Origin of the sequence: Micromonospora sediminicola, from assembly GCF_900089585.1 — a bacterium.
GTDB lineage: Bacteria > Actinomycetota > Actinomycetes > Mycobacteriales > Micromonosporaceae > Micromonospora > Micromonospora sediminicola.
Window position 1 is genome coordinate 2171163 of the sequence record NZ_FLRH01000003.1, and the last position, 18772, is coordinate 2189934.

Below are 18772 nucleotides of genomic sequence, written 5' to 3' on the forward strand. Positions count from 1 at the left end.
TCCCCGCCCCCTCCCCGCGTCGATCTTGCGGTTGCGGCCCTCGGGATGCCGGAAATGGTGGTTCTGTCGGGGCGACAACTGCACGATCGCGGGCGCGGGGTCAGTCGCAGTGTTCGAAGGGGCTCGCGTAGGTGGCTCCGGGGGTGGAGCCGCCCCACTTCACGCAGACGCCGGCGGCGGTGGCCCGGACCGGGCCGGCGTAGTACTGGTAGCCGCCGCTCTGGGTCTGTCGGGCCCTGCCCTGGACCTCCAGGTACGTGGTCACCGTGGTCACCCGGCCGACGTCGGCGTCCTTGAGCGTCACCACGCAGTTGGCGCCGGACGCGGCGCTGTAGAGCAGGTAGACCCGTCCCTGCCGGACGCCGCCGGCGGTCAACGTGGCCGAGTCGATCACCTGGTAGCCGCTGCCGCACACCTGCGTCGCGGTGTACGGGTTCGCCTTCGGCGCCGCCGTCGGGCCGCTCGTCGGGGCGGGGGCGCCGGTGCTCGGCGCCGGTTCGCTCGGTGGCGCGGCGGTGCGGCTCGGCGTGGCCGACGGGGACCGGCCGGGCCGCCCCGCACGGCTCGGGCTCGGCGTCACCGGGCCGGCGTCGGCCGTCGTCGGCGGCACCGGATCGGCGACCGCCGACTCCCCGGCCACCGCGGTCGGGCCGGGCCCCGGGCCCGGCTCGTCGGGGGAGCGCAGCGCCGTCACGGCCACCGCGACCAGCACCGCGACCAGGGCCACACCGGCCGCGCCGGCCAGCGCCACCGTCCGCCGCCCGCGTCGCGCCGGCTCCTCGCGCGTCGCCGGCCCCTGATCCGACCCCGCCCACGAGGGGCCACCCGGGCCGGACCTCGGGTGCGGGTCGCCCGCTCCTTGCGACGGGAACGCGACGCCCGTACCCCGGCTCGGGAGGCCGGCCGGCGCGGACGCCGGGCTCGGGGGGCCGGCCGGCGCGGACGCCGGGCTCGGAGGGCCGGCCGGCGCGGACGCCGGGCCCGGTTCGGCGGGGCCGCTCACCGCCCACGGCGGGCGCGGCGGGACCGGCACGACGGCCAGCGTGGCGTCCCGGGCGTCCCGCGCGCCCTCGGCCAGGGCCAGCCCGGTCGGGAAGCGGTCGCGTGGGCTCTTCGCCAGCGCGCGTCGGACCACCTCGACCACCGCCGGGGGCGTGGTCGGCGGCAGCGGCGGCGGCTCGTCCTGCACGTGCCGCATCGCCACCTGCAGCGGGTTGTCGCCGTCGAAGGGCGGGCGGCCGGCCAGGCAGAAGTACGCCACCGCGCCGAGCGCGTACACGTCGGTGACCGGCGAGACGGGCTGGCCGGCGGCCTGCTCCGGGGACATGTACGAGGCGGTGCCGAGCACCATGTGGGCGGCGGTGATGCCGGCCATGGTGCTGGCCCGGGCGATGCCGAAGTCGACGAGCACCACCGTGCCGTCCCGCTTCACCAGCAGGTTCCCCGGCTTCACGTCTCGGTGCACGATGCCGGCGAGGTGGGCGGCGTGCAGTGCCTGGGCGGCCTGCCCCACCACCGACATGGTGGACGCCGGGTCGAGCCGCCCGGCCTGCCGCACCCAGCTCGACAGCGGCTGGCCGTCGACGTACTCCATCACCAGGTAGCTGACCTGGCTGCCGTCGGCGAGCACGGCCGAGCCGAAGTCGTGCACCTGCACGATGCCGGGGTGGCGCAGCGCGGCCAGCATCCGGGCCTCGGCGTGGAACCGGGTGGTGAACTCCGGGTCCGCGACCAGCGACGGCAGCAGCACCTTCACCGCGACGGCCCGGTCCAGGAGCGTGTCGGTGCACCTCCACACGGCGCCCATGCCACCGGTGGCGACGCGTTCGTCCAGCCGGTACCGCTCGCTGAGCACCACTCCCGAAGTCAGCACCGCGACACCGTACCGGCCGGCGGCCGGCATGATCCATGTGGCGGCGGGCCGTCGCGCGGCGGGCCGACTAGGCTTGCGGGGGTTTGGCGTCCCACGGGGCGACGGCGGCGAGGGGAGACGCGGCATGGCGTGGAGCTGGCGGTACGAGGGCACGAACGGCGAAGCGGTCGACGGACCGGCTGAGTCGTTCCCGAATCAGGCCGACGCCGAGTCCTGGATCGGCCAGACCTGGCGGGAGCTCGCGACGTCCGGCGTCACCACCGTCTCACTGGTCGAGGACGACCGGGTGGAATACCGGATGAGCCTGCAGCCCCCGGCCGAATGACCGGCTACGACCGCCCGGGCGACCCGCTGGTGCTCGGGGTCCCCCGGGCGGCGTTCCGGCCCAGCCCCATCTTCCTGGCGCTGGTCGCGCTCTTCGTGGCCGCCGGGGTGATGACCTGGAACCGGTACGGCAACGTCCGGTTCGACGTGTTCCTCTTCGTGGTGTCGGGCTGGCTGGTGTCGCTCTGCCTGCACGAGTACGCCCACGCCGTGATCGCCTACCGGGCCGGCGACCGGGACATCGCGCACCGCGGCTACCTGACGCTCAACCCGCTGAAGTACACCAGCCCGCTGCTGTCGATCGTGCTGCCGGTGGTCGTGGTGCTGCTCGGCGGCATCGGCCTGCCCGGCGGCGCGGTCTGGGTGGACCGGCACGCCATTCCCGGCCGGCTGCGGCACTCCCTGGTCAGCCTGGCCGGGCCGGCCACCAACGTGCTGTTCACGCTGGTGCTGGTAGCGGCGCTGACCTGGGGGCCCGACCTGGGCGGGCCGCTGGAGTTCTGGGCCGGCGTCGGGCTGCTCGCGTTCCTCCAGCTCACCGCCAGCGTGCTCAACCTGCTGCCGGTGCCGGGCCTGGACGGCGGCAACATGATCCAGCCCTGGCTCAGCCCCGCCTACCGGCGGATGTACGACCTGTTCGCCCCGTACGGATTCATCCTGCTCTTCGCGCTGCTGTGGAGCCCGCAGATCAACCGGGTGTTCTTCGGCGGGGTCTTCGCCGTCGGCGAGGCGCTCGGCCTGCCCCGGGAGCTGTACCAGCTCGGGTTCTACCTGATCCGCTTCTGGCAGGGCTGACGCGCCGTCCCGGGCCGACGGTGACCGCCGGCCCGGGACCGGGCGTCACGGACGCTGGGCCGGGCTCTCGGTCTGCGCCGGGTCCCGCTCGGTGACCGGCTCGACGATCTCGTCGATCGCCTTGAGCAGCTCGGCGTCGAGCTTCACGCCGGCCGCCTTGACGTTGTCGTGCACCTGCTCGGGCCGGGACGCGCCGATGATGGCCGAGGCGACGTTGGGGTTCTGCAACACCCAGGCGATGGCGAGCTGCGGCATGGTCAGCCCGGCCTGCTCGGCCAGGGGCTTGAGCCGCTGCACGCGGGTCAGCACGTCGTCGGTGAGCCACTTGGCGATGAAGTCGGCGCCGGACTTCTCGTCGGTGGCGCGCGAGCCGGCCGGCGGCGGCTGACCCGGCAGGTACTTGCCGGAGAGCACGCCCTGGGCCATCGGCGACCAGACGATCTGGCCGATGCCCAGCTCCTCGCTGGCCGGGACGACCTCGGTCTCGATGACCCGCCACAGCATCGAGTACTGCGGCTGGTTGGAGATCAGCGGGATGCGCAGCTCACGCGCGAGCGCGTGGGCCTCGCGCAGCTGCGACGCCTTCCACTCCGAGACGCCGATGTAGTGCGCCTTGCCGGAGCGTACGACGTCGGCGAAGGCCTCCATCGTCTCCTCCAGCGGGGTGCTGTAGTCGTAGCGGTGGGCCTGGTAGAGGTCGACGTGGTCGGTCTGCAGGCGGCGCAGCGAGCCGTCGATCGACTCCATGATGTGCTTGCGGGACAGGCCCCGGTCGTTGCGGCCCGGGCCGGTCGGCCAGTACACCTTGGTGAAGATCTCCAGCCCCTCGCGACGCTCGCCCTTGAGCGCCCGGCCGAGCACCGACTCGGCGCGGGTGCCGGCGTAGACGTCGGCGGTGTCGAACGTGGTGATGCCGCTGTCGAGGGCGGCCCGCACGCACGCGACGGCGGCCTCCTCCTCGACCTGCGAGCCGTGGGTGATCCAGTTGCCGTACGAGATCTCGCTGACCATCAGGCCGGAGCGGCCCAGGTGTCGGAATTCCATGCTTCCGACCCTAGTCCGGCCCGCCGGCCGGTGCCGCGCGGCGTTCACGCCGGCAGCAGCGCGTCCCGCATCCGGGCGCCGGAACGCCGGCTGCCCGACCCCGGCCCGGTCGACCCGGCCGCGCTCGGGCCCGCGGCCGCCCGCAACGGCATCGAGCTGCTGGGGCCCCCGCCGACGGCGTGAGACCGGGTCAGAGCACCGGGCTGGCGTCGGTGAGCAGCCGGTCGATCTCGGCGGCGACCTCCGCGCGGGCCCGGTGCACCGGATCGATCAGCGGCTCACCGCGCCGGTCCAACGCGCCCCACCGCCCCGACTCCGTGGTGACCAGGAACGCCACCGGGTGCACCACCAGCGTCGGGTACGCGGGCGCCACCACCACCCGGCCGCCCCGGTCCACCACGCCCCGGCGACCGGCCAGTTCGACCACGGCCAGACCGTCGGAGGTGAAGCCGTCCAGGTGCCGGCCGTCGGCCAGCGACGTGCCCAGACCGTGGTAGCGGGTCGGCACCACCACCGCCCCGGTCCGGTCCACCGCACCCCAGCCGCCGTTCTGCCGGACCGCCGCCAGCCCGTTGCGGAACGGCCGGGCCTCCTCGTACCCGGGTGGGATCTTCACGATGTTCATCTGGTCGACGGCCATCCACCGGCCCTTGCCGTCCATGGACACCCAGGACAGTCCCTCGGAGAACGGGCCCACGGCCCGGTAGCCGTTGTTCGCCTCGATCAGCGCCGCGCCGGTGCTGTCGATGAGCGCCCAGCGGGACGCCTCCGGCCGACGCACCCAGGCCAGCCCCTCGTGGAACGGCTGGGCCTCCGCGTACCGGTAGGCGACGACCAGTTCGCCGTCGGCGTCCGCGTACCCCCAGAGCTGCTGCTCATCGTCGAACGTCGGCACCGGGTAGCGCGGCGTGCCCAGGATCTCCTCCCGGGTGCGCGGCACCGGACCGAAGCCGCCGTCCGCGGCCCGCTCGGCCACCGCGTCCAGCGCGACCACGGTACGCGCGTTGAGCGGCCCGTCCTCGCCCTGCCGCAGGTCCAGCGCCCGCTCGAAGTGCAGGCACGCCTCGGTCAGCCGACCCTGGTCGAAGCAGGAACGCCCGGCGTGCTCGTGCAGCAACGCGCGCAGCCGGTCGGGCAGCTCCGGCGAGTTGGCCTCGGCGAAGAGCCGGTCGGCCTCCGCGTGCTCCCCACGCCAGCGCAGCACCTCGGCGAGGCGCGCGCGGGCCAGCGCGGTCCGCCGCAACTCGCCGGTGGACTCCGCGTACGTGAGGGCGAGCCGCGCGTCGGCGACCGCGTCGTCCAGGTCCCCGAGGACCCGGGACGCCACCGACCGGAGGCTGAGCAGCCGGGCCCGACTGCGGTTGTCCAACGCGGTGTCGAGCTTGCCGGTGAGACCGTCCCGGATCCGCCGCAACTCGTCCGGGTCGGGGGCCTCCTCGCGCAGCGTCCCCGGGTGCAGCCGCCAACCCACGGCGGCCAGCGCCTGCTCCGGGTCGACCGGCGGCTCCGGCTCGGGAGCGGACGCCCCGGCCTCCGGTCCCGCCTCCTGGGCACCCGAATCCGCCGGCCCGCCCGCGCCGGCGTCGACGGTCGGTCCCTCGCCCGCCGCCGCGTCGCCCCGCACCGGCTCCGCCGGGACCCCGTCCGGCTCCCCGCCGTGCGCGCGGGTCGCCGCGTCGTCCTCGATACGCGCCGGGACCCCGACGGTGCCGACCTCGGCCGTGGTCGCGCCCCGGTCCGTGCCGGCGTCGGTCCCGTCGGTCGAGTGATTGCCCTGCTCCGCGCCGGCGTCGGTCCCGTCGGTCCCGTGATTGCCCTGGTCCGTGGTGGTGCCGGTCCTGTCGGTCGAGGTGTCGCTCTGCTTCGCGGTGGTGCCGGTCCTGTCGGTCGAGGTGTCGCTCTGCTTCGCGGTGGTGCCGGTCCTGTCGGTCGAGGTGTCGCTCTGCTTCGCGGTGGTGCCGGGCGTTGTTGCCGGGGTGTCCTGGCCTGCGGTGGTGCTGGCCGGTGTCGTCGGGGTGTCGTGGTTCGTGGTGGTGCTGGCCGGTGCTGTGAGGGCGTCGGTGCTGTCGGAACGGGTGGCGCCGGCCGCGGCGAACGAGGCGGGCGTCGGCGCCGGGCCCGCTGGCGACGGCGAGGGCGCCGACGCCGGCGCGGGCGCTGCGGAGGTGGGGCGCGGCCCGGCGCCGAGGACCGGTTCGGTCGCCGTCCCGTCGTACCCGGTGGGGCTCGGCGTGCCGGGCCCGGGTGTCGGCGGCCGTGGCTCCGCGTCGGGCTGGGACGCGTCGGGCCGGGACGCGTCGGTCCGCGGGGCCTCGACCGTGGTCGCGGAGTCCGGTACGGCGGCCGCCACCCCGGCGACGTTCGGTTCCGGAGCTTGCGGGACGCCCGCCTCGCTGACGGGCGAGTCCGTGACACTCGGTTCCGGGCCGGTGTCCTCGGCGATCGCCCGCTCCGCAAGGACCCCGTCCGTCGCGGCCCGTTCCGTCGCGGTCTCCGCCGTCGCGGCGAGCAATTCGGCGGCCTGCTCGGTCGCGGCCTGCCCCGGGTGGTCCGGTGCGATGGTCCGGTGCTGCTCCACCCCGTTCGCGGTACCGCCGGACGTCGCCGATCCGGTGCACCCTGCCGTGTCGACGGACGCCACGAGATCACGGGCGTCGACGTCGGATTCGCCCGCTTCACCGGTGGCCCCCGACTCGACCGGTCCGCGGAGGCCGACCAGCTGCCCCTCCGCCCCCGACTCCTCACCCGCGCGAGATCTTGGAAGGAAAGGGCCCTCATCGGGGCCGGAATCTTCCAAGATCTCCGGCGGTGCCTCCGCGGTGGCGGCTCCGGTACGGGTGGACGGGGGAGCCGGCTCCGCGAGGTCGACCGGCCCCACGGAAGCGACGGGCTGCGCGAGAGCGGGCGGCGGTACGGAGTCGGCGGGCTTCGTCACTTCGGCCGGGAGCACGGAGCCGGCGGGCCCGGCCGGATGACCGAGGTCGGCCGGGTTCGGGGAATCGGCGGGCTTGGCGGGGTTGTCCGGGTGCTCGGGGTCGGCCGGGTTCGGGGAGTCGGCGGGCGTCATGGGGTCCGCCGGGTGCCCGGGGCCGGCCGGGTGCATGGGGCGGCCCGACTGCGCGGGGGTGGCCGGCCTCGTCGCGGCGGTTACCAGCTGGTCGTCCTCCCGGACGACGCCGGCGACAGGTGCCCCGCGGTAGCGGTCGCTGGAGTGCGGGAGGCCCGCCGGCTCCGCGGCATGGTGGGTGTCAGCCTCGACCAGTCGGTCGGCTCCGGGACGGTCGGCGCTGTCCGCGGGCGCGGACTCGGCCGGGGTGGACCCGGCGACCGTCGTGTCCTGGTCCGCAGGTCGCGTACCCGCGTCCTGGTCCCCGGTGGCCGTCGGTCGGTTCGGTCGGAACCAGGCTTCCGCGCCGGCGTCCGCGGCCTGCGGTGCGGGAGCTGTCCCCGCCACGGAGTGCCCGCTGCCGGCCCGTTCCGGCCGCTCTTCGACCGTTCCTCCGTCCTGCGCTCGGCCCGGCCGCTCGTCGACCCGGGCGGCGTTCGCACCCGCTGGAGGTTGACCGTTGTCCGTCGGCGGGGTTGGCCGGGTTTCCGCGCCGGGCCGAAGGTCCGCGGCGGTGCGGGGCTCGGACCCCGTCGTGGAGCCGGGACGGACGGTCGTGCCGACCTGGGGGCCGGTGGCCGGTCCCGGCTCCGGGCCGGATGTCGTGTCGGTCCCGACGCCGCTGACCGTGCTGTGGGTCGTATCGGATCCGGTCTCGGTGACCGGGCCGCGGCTCGTCCCGGCCTCGGCCCCGGTGACCGGGCCTCGGGTCGTCCCGGTCTCGGCGTCGGTGACCGTGCCGCGGGCGGTGTCGGCCCCGGCGTCGGTGACCGTGCTGTGGGTCGTGTCGGTGCGCGCCGCGGTGACCGGGCCCTCCTCGGGCCGCTGATCCGCACCCGGCTGCGCCCCGCCAGGCGCTCGGGGGGCGGGTGGTTTCGCCGTCTCCGGGCGGCGGTCGGCGGGTGGCGTCGGGGCGGTGTGGCGCGGGTGAGCCTCGGTGGGTCCGGTCGGTGCGGGTAGGGGCGCGCCGCTTTCGACGGTCGGGGTCGACGACGGGCCCGGGTAGACGGGCGGTGCCGGGCGAGCCGGCGGGGCCTGGGTCGGGCCCGGCCGGGCGGTCGGGCGCGGGTCCGGGCGATCCGCGTGCCGGGGCGGCGCTGCCGGCGGGACAGGCTCGCCGGACCCCTCCGTCGGCGGGGCGGGCCTGCCTTCGTCCGCCGGCGCGGCCGGCTCGCCGGAGCGGGGGGTCGACGGCGCGGCAGGCTCGCCGGGACGGGGGATCGACGGCGCGGCCGGCTCGCCGGGACGGGGGATCGACGGCAGGGGTCCGGTTCCGGGCGCGTCACGGACGGGCGCGGCCGGCGTCGGGCCGGCGGACACCCGCCGGTCGGGCTCGGCGGCGGCGGGACGACGGGCCTCGTCGTAGCGTCCCGGTCCCACCGACCGGTGCGGGTCCTCCGGACGCGTCGGCGGTACGGGACGTGTCGGCACGTTCTCGGCGCCGGACACGGTGGTCCCCTCGCCGGGGCGGACCGGTGCTGCCGTCGGCCTGATCCCCTCCGGCCGTACCGCGGCGGGCCGGGGTCGGGCGTCGTCGGGGCGGGTGCGAGCGTCGGGCTCGACCGGAGCCGCGCCCCGGGCGTCGGGGACACGGGTCGACGGATGCCCGTCCGGCCGTGCCGGCCACTGCTCGGACCGGGGCCGGTACTCGGCGCTCGCGGCGACGTCGGGCCGTCTGCCGTCCTGCTCCGGCTGCGGTCGGCCGGACCCGGGCCGGCCCGAGGTGGCCGGCGGCCGGGAATCCCGTGCCTCCGGGCGGGTGCCGGGCTGAGCGGCGCGGGCGTCCACGGCCGGGGACCGAGGGTCGCGTGGCTCCGGGCGGGTGCCGGGCTGACCGGGGCGGGCGTCCACGGCGGGGGACCGAGGGTCGCGTGGGTCCGGGCGGGTGCCGGCCGGGCCGGGGCGGCCTTCCACGGCGGGCGGTCGCGCGTCGCGTGGTTCCGGACGCGGGGTGGCCTGACCGGGACGGGCGTCCACGGCGGGCGGCCGGACCTCCCGCGGTTCGGGGCGGCCGGCGCCGGGCTGGTCGGGGCGGCGACCGTCGGGGCGTGCGCCGTCCACGGGCTGGACCGGGTATCCGGGCGGCGTCGGGCGGGCCACCGGCGGGCGGTGCCGCTCGTCGGGCCGGTAGGCGGCGGGCTCGACACGTGGACGCGGCTCGACGACCGGCCACTCGCCCTGATGGGATCGGGCCCGGTCGGCGGGCGGGCGCTGCCCGTCCCACCGCTGGTCGGCGCCGGGGCGCGGAGGGCCGTACCGGTCGGGCTCGGTGCGGGGGCGCCCGCACTCGGGCGCCTGGCGGTGGGTCTCGGGGTACGCGGCGGCATCCCGGCGCGGCGCGCCGTCGTCCCACCGGCTCCCCGCCGGCTCGCGCCACTCGGCCGGGGGACGGGCCCCGGGGTCACGCCAACCGTCGCGGCCGTCCCGCTCCGGCGACGCCATCGGATGGTCCCGCCGGTCGACCGGCCGACCGGGACCGGCCTCACGTCGACCGTCGAGGGACGCCTCCCGGTGGCCGTGGGGGAGGGCGTCCCGACGCGGGTCGGACGCCGGACCGCGGCGACCGTCCGGGGTGGCCTCGTGGCCGTCGGCGGGGACACGTCGGCCGTCCACCGGGCGACGGCGCTCGGACCAGCCCGGGCCGGCGTGCGGTACCTCGTTCGGCTCCGGCACCCAGCCCGGCTCGGATCCGGGCGGGGCCGGTCGGTGCGACGCCGCGGCGGGACGTACCCACCGCTGGTCGGCGCGCTCCGGGCCGGGCCGGTGCCGCTCCTCGGGCCAGGGCCGCCGGTCGTCCGGGCCCGGTCCGTCCGGACGACCGTTCCGGTCGCGCGGCCCCGCGCCGCCGGGGTGCGACCCGCGCGAACCGTCCGCGGCGGCCGGACTCACCGGGTACGACGCACGACGCCCGTCCGGGCCGGCGGAGCTGAGCGGGTAGGCCTCGCGCGGTCCGGCAGGGCTGAGCGGATAGGCCTCGCGCGGTCCGGCAGGGCTGAGCGGATAGGCCTCGCGCGGCCCGGCGGGACTGACCGGGTAGGTGCCGCGCGGCCCGGCGGGGCTGACCGGGTAGGTACCACGCGGTCCGGCGGGGCTGGTCGGACGGGCCTCACGCGGTCCGGCGGGGCTGACCGGGTACGAGCCACGCGGGCTCGCAGGGCTCACCGGGTACGCGTCGTCGGGGCGGGAAGCGGCGGGGCTGACCGGGTGCTCGACACCCGGAGCGGGACTGACCGGGCGTACCTCGGCGCGTCCGACCACGGCGCGACGGCGGGGCGGAGGCGTCAGGTTCTCGAGGCCGATGTCGCCGGGGTAGCGCTGTCCGGGGAACTGCGGCTCCCATTCGTGGGTGGGCTCGGCGGCCCAGGCCGGTTCGGCCGGCTCGCGCCAGCTGCCCCAGCCACTCATCGGCAGCCCCTCCCGCCGCTCGCGCGGCGCGGCCCCGGGGCCGGCTCGCGTCGCTCGCTCACGGCGGTGTCACCTCGTTGGAAATTGTCGCGCTGGGCGCCGGACGTGCCGGTAGAGTCGCCCGGTCCAGCACGTCGTGGCTGCGGAAGGAGGGTAACGGCGTGGGCTCGGTCACCGCCACTGTGGGACCACCCACGGACGCACACGTTACCCCATGGTTTCGGACATTCGGCGCGATAGTGGCGGCCGGCTTCCGCCGGTACGCGACCTATCGCCAGGCCGCGGTGGCGGGCGTCGTCACCAACACCGTGTTCGGCTTCCTGCGCTGCTACATCTTCCTCGCCGCGACCGGCGCGGCCGGCACCGTGGCCGGTTACGACCGGGCGCAGCTCGCCACGTTCGTCTGGGCCGGGCAGGGTCTGCTGGCGGTGATCGCCATCTGGGGGTGGACCGATCTGGCCGACCGGATCCGCACCGGCGAGGTGGCCGCCGACCTGCTGCGGCCGGTGCACCCGGTGACCAGCTACCTCGCGATCGACCTCGGCCGGGCCGGGTTCGCCGCGCTGGCCCGGCTGGTGCCGCCGCTGGTGGTCGGCCCGCTCTTCTTCGCCGTCTACCTGCCCCGGCACTGGGCCACCGTGCCGTTGTTCCTGCTCTCCACGCTGCTCGCCGTGGTGGTCTGCTTCGGCTGCCGCTACCTGGTCAACGCCACCGCCTACTGGCTCCAGGACGTCCGCGGTCCGATGATCCTCTGGACGCTCGGCTCGGGCGTGCTGGCCGGGCTCTACTTCCCGCTGGGCTTCCTCCCCGGCTGGCTGGAGGCGGCCCTGCGGTACGCCACCCCGTTCCCCAGCATCCTGCAGGTTCCGCTGGACGTCCTGGTCGAGCGCGAGCCGATGTCGACCGGTCTCGGCCTGGTCGGGCTGCAACTGGTCTGGGCGGTGCTGCTGCTGGCGCTCTGCCGGCTGGTCCAGCGCCGTGCCGAGCGCCGCCTGGTGGTGCAGGGTGGCTGAGCGCGAGAGCGCGCCCAGGGTGGCTGAGCGCGAGAGCGCGCCCAGGGTGGCTGAGCGCGACAGCGCGCCCAGGGTGGCTGAGGCTGGCGCCGGAGGCGCGCTGCGGGCGTACCGGGCGCTGCTCGGGGCGCAGGCCCGCTCGCAGGCCGCCTACCGCACCTCGTTCGTGGTGGACCTGGTCGGCAACCTGGGTGCGACCGTGTTCGACGTGGTCACCGTCCTGGTGATCTTCGGGGTGACCCGTGAGCTGGGCGGGTTCACGCTGCGCGAGACGCTCGTCGTGGTCGGGCTGTCGTCGTGCGGCTTCGCCGCCGCCGACCTGCTGGTCGGCAACATCGAACGGCTGCCCCGGTACGTCCGCACCGGCCTGTTCGACGCCGTGCTGGTCCGCCCGCTCGCGGCGTTGCCCCAGCTGCTGCTGATGGACCTGCCGCTGCGCAAGGTGTCCCGGGCCGTGTTCGGGCTGGCCGTGCTGCTGTACGCGCTCGCCTCGGCGGGGATCGACTGGACCCCGGGCCGGGTGGCGCTGGCCGTGGTCGCCCCGCCGGCCGCTGTGGTGTTCTTCGCGTCGGTCTTCGTCACCACCGCCACGGTGTCGTTCTACTGGGTCGACTCGGGGGAGATGGCCAACTCGGTGACCTACGGGGGGCGCGACTTCACCTCGTACCCGGTCACCGTCTACGGCGGCTGGTTCCGCGCGCTGTTCGCGTACGGGATGGGGTTCGCCTTCGTAAGTTACCACCCGGCGCTGGCGCTGCTCGGCCGCGCCGACCCGCTCGGCCTGCCGCCCTGGGTGGGGTGGGCCTCGCCGGGCGTCGCGCTGGTCGCGGCGGCGGTCGCCGCCCTGGCCTGGCGGGTCGGGATCCGTCACTACCGGAGTACGGGGTCATGAACGTCATCGAGACGGACGGGCTGCGCAAGGAGTTCACGGTCCGGGTCAGGGCCGGGGCGCTGCGCCGCGAGAGGCGGACGGTGACCGCTGTCGACGGGGTCGACCTGCGGGTGGAGCGCGGCGAGATGCTCGGCTACATCGGGCCCAACGGCGCCGGGAAGTCGACCACGCTGAAGATGCTGACCGGGGTGCTGATGCCGTCGGCGGGCCACGCCCGGGTCTGCGGGCTGCGGCCGGTGGCCGACCGGACCCGGTTGGCGTTGCGTATCGGGGTGGTGTTCGGGCAGCGCTCGCAGCTCTGGTGGGACCTGCCGCTGCGGGACTCGTTCGACCTGCTGCGGCACGTCTACCGGGTACCGGCCGCCGCGCACGCCGCCCGGCTGGCCCGCTGCCGGGACCTGCTCGACCTGGACGCGTTCCTGGACACCCCGGTCCGGCAGCTCTCCCTCGGCCAACGGATGCGCGGCGAGCTGACCGCCGCGCTGCTGCACGGCCCGGAGGTGCTCTTCCTGGACGAGCCCACCATCGGGCTGGACGTGGTGAGCAAGCAGGCGGTCCGCGGCTTCCTGGCCGAGCTGGGCCGGGCCGGCGACATCACACTGGTGCTCACCACGCACGACCTGGCCGACATCGAACGGCTCTGCCGTCGGCTGGTCGTGATCGACCACGGGCGGGTGGTGCACGACGGCTCGATCGCCGAGCTGCACCGCCGGTACGGGTCGCGCCGGATGGTGGTCGCCGAACTGGACGCCGCGCTGCCGGAGCCGCCGGCGCTGCCCGGCGCGCCGGTGCACCGGGTGGAGGCGGACGGCCGGCGGCTGGTCTTCGCGCTGGAGGCGGCGAGCGTGGCGGAGGTGGTGGCGGGGCTCGCCGGCCTGGCCACGTTGCGGGACATCTCGATCGTCGAGCCGGACATCGAGGAGGTCGTCGCCCGGCTCTACCGCAGTGAAAGGAAGGGCCCCCTCTTAACGCCTGGCGTATAGGAAGCGGCCCCGCTTAACACGCGTGCGCGCCGGTCAGACCTTGTCGCCGATGTCGACCCGGGGGGCGGGGGCGCGCATCTTGCGGAACGTGATCGACCGCATGATCGCGTAGAAGTAGAGCGACCCCAGCTTCTCGGTGCTCTTCGGGAAGCGCTCGCGGACCAGCTTCTTGATCTTCCGGGCGATCAGCACGGAGTCGATCAGCACGCCGAGGGCCAGCGCGCCCCAGAGCAGGTTCGACACCAGTCGCACCTGCGGCGGCATGGCCTGGTTGGAGCCGACCAGCACGATCAGCGCGCCGCCGAAGAACCAGGTGCCGACCGTACGCCGGGAGTCGACCACGTTGCGGGCCAGCAGCCGCTCCGGGCCCCGGTCGCGCGGGCCACCCTCGCGACGGAACTCGGCCGCGGCCTCGGCGCGCGCCGCGCGGCGCTGCTCCCGGGCCTCCTCCTTGGTCAGCGCGCGGGCCGGGGCGGCCGGACGGCGACCGGCGGCGGGGCGCTTCGGAGTGGTCTGCCCGAGTTCCTTCTTGCTGGGCGTGTAGCCCCGGGGACGGGCGGAGGACTCCTCGTCGGTCGTCACCGGGGTGACGGACTCCTCGACGAGGTCGGCTGACTTGCGACGAAACAACGACGGCACGCCGGCAAGGGTAGCCAAACGCGTCGGCCCGGTGCACACGCGGTGCACCGGGCCGACGGAGAAAGCGTGATCAGGGGCGCTCGACGTGCGCGCCGAGGTCGGCCAGCTTGGCCTCGAAGTCCTCGTAGCCGCGGTTGATCAGGTCGACGCCGTACACCCTGGAGGTGCCCTCGGCGGCCAGCGCCGCGATGAGGTGGCTGAAGCCGGCCCGCAGGTCCGGGATGACCAGGTCGGCCGCGTGCAGCTTGCTCGGGCCGGCGATCACCGCGGAGTGCTTGAAGTTGCGCCGGCCGAAGCGGCACGGGGTGCCGCCGAGGCAGTCCCGGTAGACCTGGATGTTGGCGCCCATCGTGTTCAGCGCCTCGGTGTAGCCGAGCCGCTGCTCGTAGACCGTCTCGTGGACGATCGACAGGCCCCGGGCCTGGGTGAGCGCGACCACCAGCGGCTGCTGCCAGTCGGTCATGAAGCCGGGGTGCACGTCGGTCTCCAGCGCGACCGCGTTCAGCTCGCCGCCCGGGTGCCAGAACCGGATGCCGCCCTCCTGGCCCGGGTCGCCGAGCTTCGGCGGCCGGGCGTCGGTGACCTCGTACTCGCCGCCGACCGACCGGAAGATGTTCAGGAAGGTCATCATGTCGGCCTGCTGCGCGCCGAGGACCTCGACGTGGCCCCGGGTCGCCAGCGCCGCCGCCGCCCAGCTGGCCGCCTCGATCCGGTCCGGGATCGGCCGGTGGGTGTAGCCGTGCAGCTTCTTGACGCCCTGGATCTCGATCACCCGGTCGGTGTGGACCTTGATGATCGCGCCCATCTTCTGCAGGATGCAGATCAGGTCGATGATCTCGGGCTCGACCGCCGCGTTGCGCAGCTCGGTGACGCCCTCGGCCATCACGGCGGTGAGCAGCACCTGCTCGGTGGCCCCCACGCTCGGGTACGGCAGGGCGAACTTGGTGCCGTGCAGCCCGTTGGGCGCGGACAGGTGCAGTCCCTCGGGGGTCTTCTCGACCGTGGCGCCGAACTCGCGCAGCGCCTGGAGGTGGAAGTCGATCGGGCGGGGGCCGATGTGGCAGCCGCCCAGGTCGGGGATGAACGCGTGGCCGAGGCGGTGCAGCAGCGGGCCGCAGAACAGGATCGGGATCCGGCTGGACCCGGCGTGCACGTTGATCTGGTCGGTGCTGGCGCTCTCGACGTTGGACGGGTCGAAGACCAGCTCGCCGTCCTCGGTGCCGTCGGTCACCTTCACCCCGTGCAGGCCGAGCAGCCCGCGGACCACCTCGACGTCGCGGATCCGCGGCACGTCGAACAGTCGGCTGGGTGTGTCGCCGAGCAGGGCGGCGACCATCGCCTTGGACACGAGGTTCTTCGCGCCGCGCACGCGGATCCGCCCTTCGAGCGGAGTGCCTCCGTGTACGACCAGGACGTCGTCGGTCAACGCAACCTCCAGCGCGTTGGGTGCTGCCGTGTAGGTGAGGGGTCTGCGAAGTACATCGCTACCCGAATCGCGGTCATCGAAAAACGGCCCGCGTGTGTCGTCGCCCCGGCAGCATAGCCCTCCGTGACGAGAATGGAATCGGTCACATCGCCAGCGAGGGCACGAACCGGGGTGTCCGGTGCGTTTCCGTGCCAGCAGGGTGACCTACGGTGATCAGACCCCCGGCAGGGCGAGCATCTGGTCCAGCGCCGTCCGGGCGTGTCGGGCGGTGTCGGGGTCGACGGTGATCTGGTTGACCACGCGGCCCGCGACCAGCTCCTCCAGCGCCCAGACCAGGTGCGGCAGGTCGATCCGGTTCATCGTCGAGCAGTAGCAGACCGCCCGGTCGAGGAACATGATCTGCTTGTCCGGGTGGGCCAGCGCGAGCCGGCGGACCAGGTTCAGCTCCGTGCCCACCGCCCACGCCGAGCCGGCCGGGGCCGCCTCGATCGTGGAGATGATGAACTCGGTCGAGCCCACCAGGTCGGCGGCGGTGACGACCTCGTGCCGGCACTCCGGGTGCACCAGCACGTTGACGCCGGGCACCCGGGCCCGCACGTCGTTCACGCTGTCCAGCGTGAAGCGGCCGTGCACCGAGCAGTGCCCGCGCCACAGGATCATCTTCGCGTCGCGCACCTGCTCCGGGGTCAGCCCGCCGCCCGGCTTGTGCGGGTCGTAGAGCACGCAGTCGTCCAGCGAGAAGCCCATCTCCAGCACCGCCGTGTTGCGGCCCAGGTGCTGGTCGGGCAGGAACAGCACCTTGCGGCCCTGCTCGAACGCCCAGTCCAGGGCGCGCTTGGCGTTGGACGAGGTGCACACCACGCCGCCGTTGCGGCCGACGAAACCCTTGATGTCGGCCGAGGAGTTCATGTAGGTCACCGGGACCGTGTCGGCGGCGACACCCAGGTCGGTCAGCGTGTCCCAGGCGGCCTCGACCTGCGTCAGCACCGCCATGTCCGCCATCGAGCAGCCGGCGGCCAGGTCGGGCAGGATCACCTTCTGCGCGTCCGAGGTGAGGATGTCGGCGCTCTCGGCCATGAAGTGCACACCGCAGAAGACGATGTACTCCGCGTCGGGCCGGGCCGCGGCCTCCCGGGCCAGCTTGAACGAGTCGCCGGTCACGTCGGCGAACTGGATCACCTCGTCGCGCTGGTAGTGGTGGCCCAGCACGAACACCTTCGTGCCGAGCGCGGCCTTCGCCGCCGCCGCGCGGGCCACCAGGTCGGGGTCGCTCGGCGCGGGGAGGTCACCCGGACACTCCACGCCACGCTCGGTGGCGGGGTCGCTGCCGCGGCCGAGGAGCAGCAGCGCAGTGGCGGTGTTGGAGGGCTCAACCCAGGTCGAAGTCACGACCCCATGGTCCCACAGCCCGGCCGCCGCGCAGCCGCCGCCGATGTGGCCTGCCACACTGCTCGGCATGCGCGTGCTGATCTGCCCGGACAAGTTCGCCGGCACGCTGCCGGCCCCGGAGGTCGCCGCCGCGGTGGCCGAGGGCTGGCGGAGCGTCGCCCCCGACGACGAACTGCTGCTGCGACCCCTCGCCGACGGCGGGCCCGGGTGCGTCGCCGTGCTCGCCGAGGCGCTCGGGGGACGCCGGCTGCCAGTGCCCACGGTCGACCCGCTGGGCCGCCCGGCCGCCGGTGAGATCCTGCTCACCGACGACGGCGTGGCCTACCTGGAGAGCGCGCAGGCGTGCGGCCTGCACCTGCTGTCGCCCGCCGAGCGCGACCCCAAGGCCACCACCTCGTACGGGCTGGGCCTGCTCGTCGCCGCCGCGGTCGAGGCGGGCGCCCGGACCGTGGTGGTCGGGCTGGGCGGGTCGGCCACCAACGACGGGGGCGCCGGCATGCTCGTCCCGCTCGGCGTGACAGCGCTCGACGGGGCCGGCCGGGCCCTCCCGTACGGCGGCGCGGCGCTCGCGGCCGTGGCCGGGCTCGACGGCGCTCCCCGACTGCGCGGCGCGGCGCTGGTCGCCGCCACCGACGTGGACAACCCGCTGCTCGGGCTGCACGGCGCGAGCAGCGTCTTCGGGCCGCAGAAGGGCGCCACCCGGGCGGACGTGCTGCTGCTCGACGCCGCGCTGGAGCGCTGGGCCGACGTGCTGGTCGAGCGGCTGCCCGACTGCCCGTCCGGGCTCGGCGCGCTGCCCGGCGGCGGCGCGGCCGGCGGACTCGGCGCGGCGGTGCTGGCACTGGGCGGCCGGTGTGAGTCGGGCATCGGGCTGGTCACCCGGGCGGTCGACCTGGACAGCGCGCTGGACACCGCCGACCTGGTGGTCACCGGCGAGGGCTCGTTCGACCACCAGTCGCTGCGCGGCAAGGTGGTCGCCGGCGTGGCCGGCGCGGCTCGCGACCGCGGCGTGCCCTGCGTGGTGCTGGCGGGACGGGTGAGCACCGGCCGGCGGGAAGCCGCCGCGGCCGGCGTGACCGAGGCGCACAGCCTGGTCGAGCACTTCGGCGGCGAGGAGCGCGGGGGAGTGGCCGCGGCGATGGAGCGCCCGGCCGAGGGGCTGCGGGCGCTCGGGGCCCGCCTGGCCGGCCAGTGGAGCCGCTGAGCGCGTTCCGCTGGTCACGCCGCCGGGTGGTCACGCCGGCAGCGGCGTACGATCGGAGACGGACCACCGGGAATACTGGCGGACGTGCGGCGTTGGCCAGTACGTCCGGACCTCATACCGCGCAGGGAGACTTCCACGTGACCACGCCAGCGCAGACCGAGTCGACCGAGGCCACGCAGGCCCCCAGCACCGTCGTCCTCACCGACGTCGCGGCGCAGAAGGTCAAGGCCCTGATCGAGCAGGAGGGCCGCGACGACCTGCGGCTCCGGGTCGCCGTGCAGCCGGGTGGCTGCTCCGGCCTGCGGTACCAGCTCTTCTTCGACGAGCGGTCGCTCGACGGTGACGTCGTCACCGACTTCGGCGGTGTCGAGGTCGTCGTCGACCGGATGAGCGCCCCCTACCTGGCCGGCGCCACCATCGACTTCGCCGACCGGATCGACGCCCAGGGCTTCACCATCGACAACCCGAACGCCGGCAACTCCTGCGCCTGCGGCGACTCCTTCAGCTGAGTCGGCGGGCCCTACTCGACCGGAAACGGCGGGACCACCCCGGACGGGGCGGTCCCGCCGTTTCGTCGTACCGGTGGGTGTCCCTGCGGTGACGTCCGGATGTGCGGGGAGCGACCGGTCGGCGGCCGACCGCCGTCCGGGCGACCGGACCGACCGGTAGGCTGACCGCG

14 protein-coding genes are annotated in these 18772 nt (G+C 75.3%); 8 read left to right on the top strand and 6 right to left on the bottom strand.

Going from position 1 to position 18772, the window contains the following annotated elements; genetic code table 11:
• Positions 1–100: 100 nt before the first annotated feature.
• Positions 101–1873 (bottom strand): serine/threonine-protein kinase, encoded by a 1773-nt coding sequence (locus tag GA0070622_RS33440; RefSeq protein WP_091577150.1) that lies wholly within the window; start codon positions 1871–1873, stop codon positions 101–103.
• Between the two features lie 124 nt (positions 1874–1997).
• Between GA0070622_RS33440 and GA0070622_RS10855 the strand changes: the two genes are divergently transcribed.
• Positions 1998–2198: a hypothetical protein gene (locus GA0070622_RS10855; RefSeq protein ID WP_091573186.1), complete on the top strand. Its 201-nt coding sequence runs from the start codon at positions 1998–2000 to the stop codon at positions 2196–2198.
• Positions 2195–2992: a site-2 protease family protein gene (locus tag GA0070622_RS10860; RefSeq protein WP_091573187.1), complete on the top strand. Its 798-nt coding sequence runs from the start codon at positions 2195–2197 to the stop codon at positions 2990–2992. The genes GA0070622_RS10855 and GA0070622_RS10860 overlap by 4 nt, the downstream gene beginning before the upstream one ends.
• A gap of 45 nt (positions 2993–3037) precedes the next feature.
• Here the strand turns inward: GA0070622_RS10860 and GA0070622_RS10865 are convergent, their stop codons facing one another.
• Positions 3038–4036 (bottom strand): aldo/keto reductase family protein, encoded by a 999-nt coding sequence (locus tag GA0070622_RS10865; RefSeq protein ID WP_091573188.1) that lies wholly within the window; start codon positions 4034–4036, stop codon positions 3038–3040.
• 30 nt (positions 4037–4066) lie between these two features.
• Between GA0070622_RS10865 and GA0070622_RS32500 the strand changes: the two genes are divergently transcribed.
• Complete coding sequence (locus GA0070622_RS32500; protein WP_176558913.1) at positions 4067–4219, top strand: hypothetical protein; 153 nt, start codon at positions 4067–4069, stop codon at positions 4217–4219.
• Between the two features lie 7 nt (positions 4220–4226).
• Here GA0070622_RS32500 and GA0070622_RS10870 read toward each other — a convergent pair whose 3' ends face one another.
• Positions 4227–6614, bottom strand: a complete 2388-nt coding sequence (locus GA0070622_RS10870; protein ID WP_245666584.1) for a WG repeat-containing protein — start codon at positions 6612–6614, stop codon at positions 4227–4229.
• Positions 6615–10708: 4094 nt separating this feature from the next.
• Between GA0070622_RS10870 and GA0070622_RS10875 the strand changes: the two genes are divergently transcribed.
• The 3 genes from GA0070622_RS10875 (at position 10709) to GA0070622_RS10885 (ending at position 13435) form a co-directional block, all read left to right on the top strand.
• A complete protein-coding gene (locus GA0070622_RS10875; protein ID WP_091573189.1) occupies positions 10709–11560 on the top strand; it encodes an ABC transporter permease in 852 nt (283 codons plus the stop codon).
• A gap of 73 nt (positions 11561–11633) precedes the next feature.
• A complete protein-coding gene (locus GA0070622_RS10880) occupies positions 11634–12452 on the top strand; it encodes an ABC transporter permease (protein ID WP_245666178.1) in 819 nt (272 codons plus the stop codon).
• Complete coding sequence (locus GA0070622_RS10885; RefSeq protein WP_091573190.1) at positions 12449–13435, top strand: ABC transporter ATP-binding protein; 987 nt, start codon at positions 12449–12451, stop codon at positions 13433–13435. The genes GA0070622_RS10880 and GA0070622_RS10885 overlap by 4 nt, the downstream gene beginning before the upstream one ends.
• Positions 13436–13468: 33 nt before the next feature.
• Here GA0070622_RS10885 and GA0070622_RS10890 read toward each other — a convergent pair whose 3' ends face one another.
• The 3 genes from GA0070622_RS10890 to nadA all read right to left on the bottom strand — a co-directional run bounded on the left by GA0070622_RS10890 (position 13469) and on the right by nadA (position 16889).
• Positions 13469–14074 (bottom strand): DUF3043 domain-containing protein, encoded by a 606-nt coding sequence (locus GA0070622_RS10890; protein WP_091573191.1) that lies wholly within the window; start codon positions 14072–14074, stop codon positions 13469–13471.
• A 70-nt stretch (positions 14075–14144) separates the two neighbouring features.
• Complete coding sequence (murA, locus tag GA0070622_RS10895) at positions 14145–15500, bottom strand: UDP-N-acetylglucosamine 1-carboxyvinyltransferase (RefSeq protein WP_091573192.1); 1356 nt, start codon at positions 15498–15500, stop codon at positions 14145–14147.
• Positions 15501–15713: 213 nt separating this feature from the next.
• Positions 15714–16889 carry a quinolinate synthase NadA gene (gene nadA, locus GA0070622_RS10900; RefSeq protein WP_091577160.1) on the bottom strand — a complete coding sequence of 392 codons (1176 nt, stop codon included), beginning with the start codon at positions 16887–16889 and terminating at the stop codon, positions 15714–15716.
• Positions 16890–16932: 43 nt separating this feature from the next.
• Here nadA and GA0070622_RS10905 point away from each other — a divergent pair, with 43 nt between their 5' ends.
• Complete coding sequence (locus GA0070622_RS10905; protein ID WP_176710443.1) at positions 16933–18093, top strand: glycerate kinase family protein; 1161 nt, start codon at positions 16933–16935, stop codon at positions 18091–18093.
• 137 nt (positions 18094–18230) lie between these two features.
• Positions 18231–18602, top strand: coding sequence for an iron-sulfur cluster insertion protein ErpA (gene erpA, locus GA0070622_RS10910; RefSeq protein ID WP_091573194.1), 372 nt, complete (start codon positions 18231–18233; stop codon positions 18600–18602).
• Positions 18603–18772 lie beyond the last annotated feature (170 nt).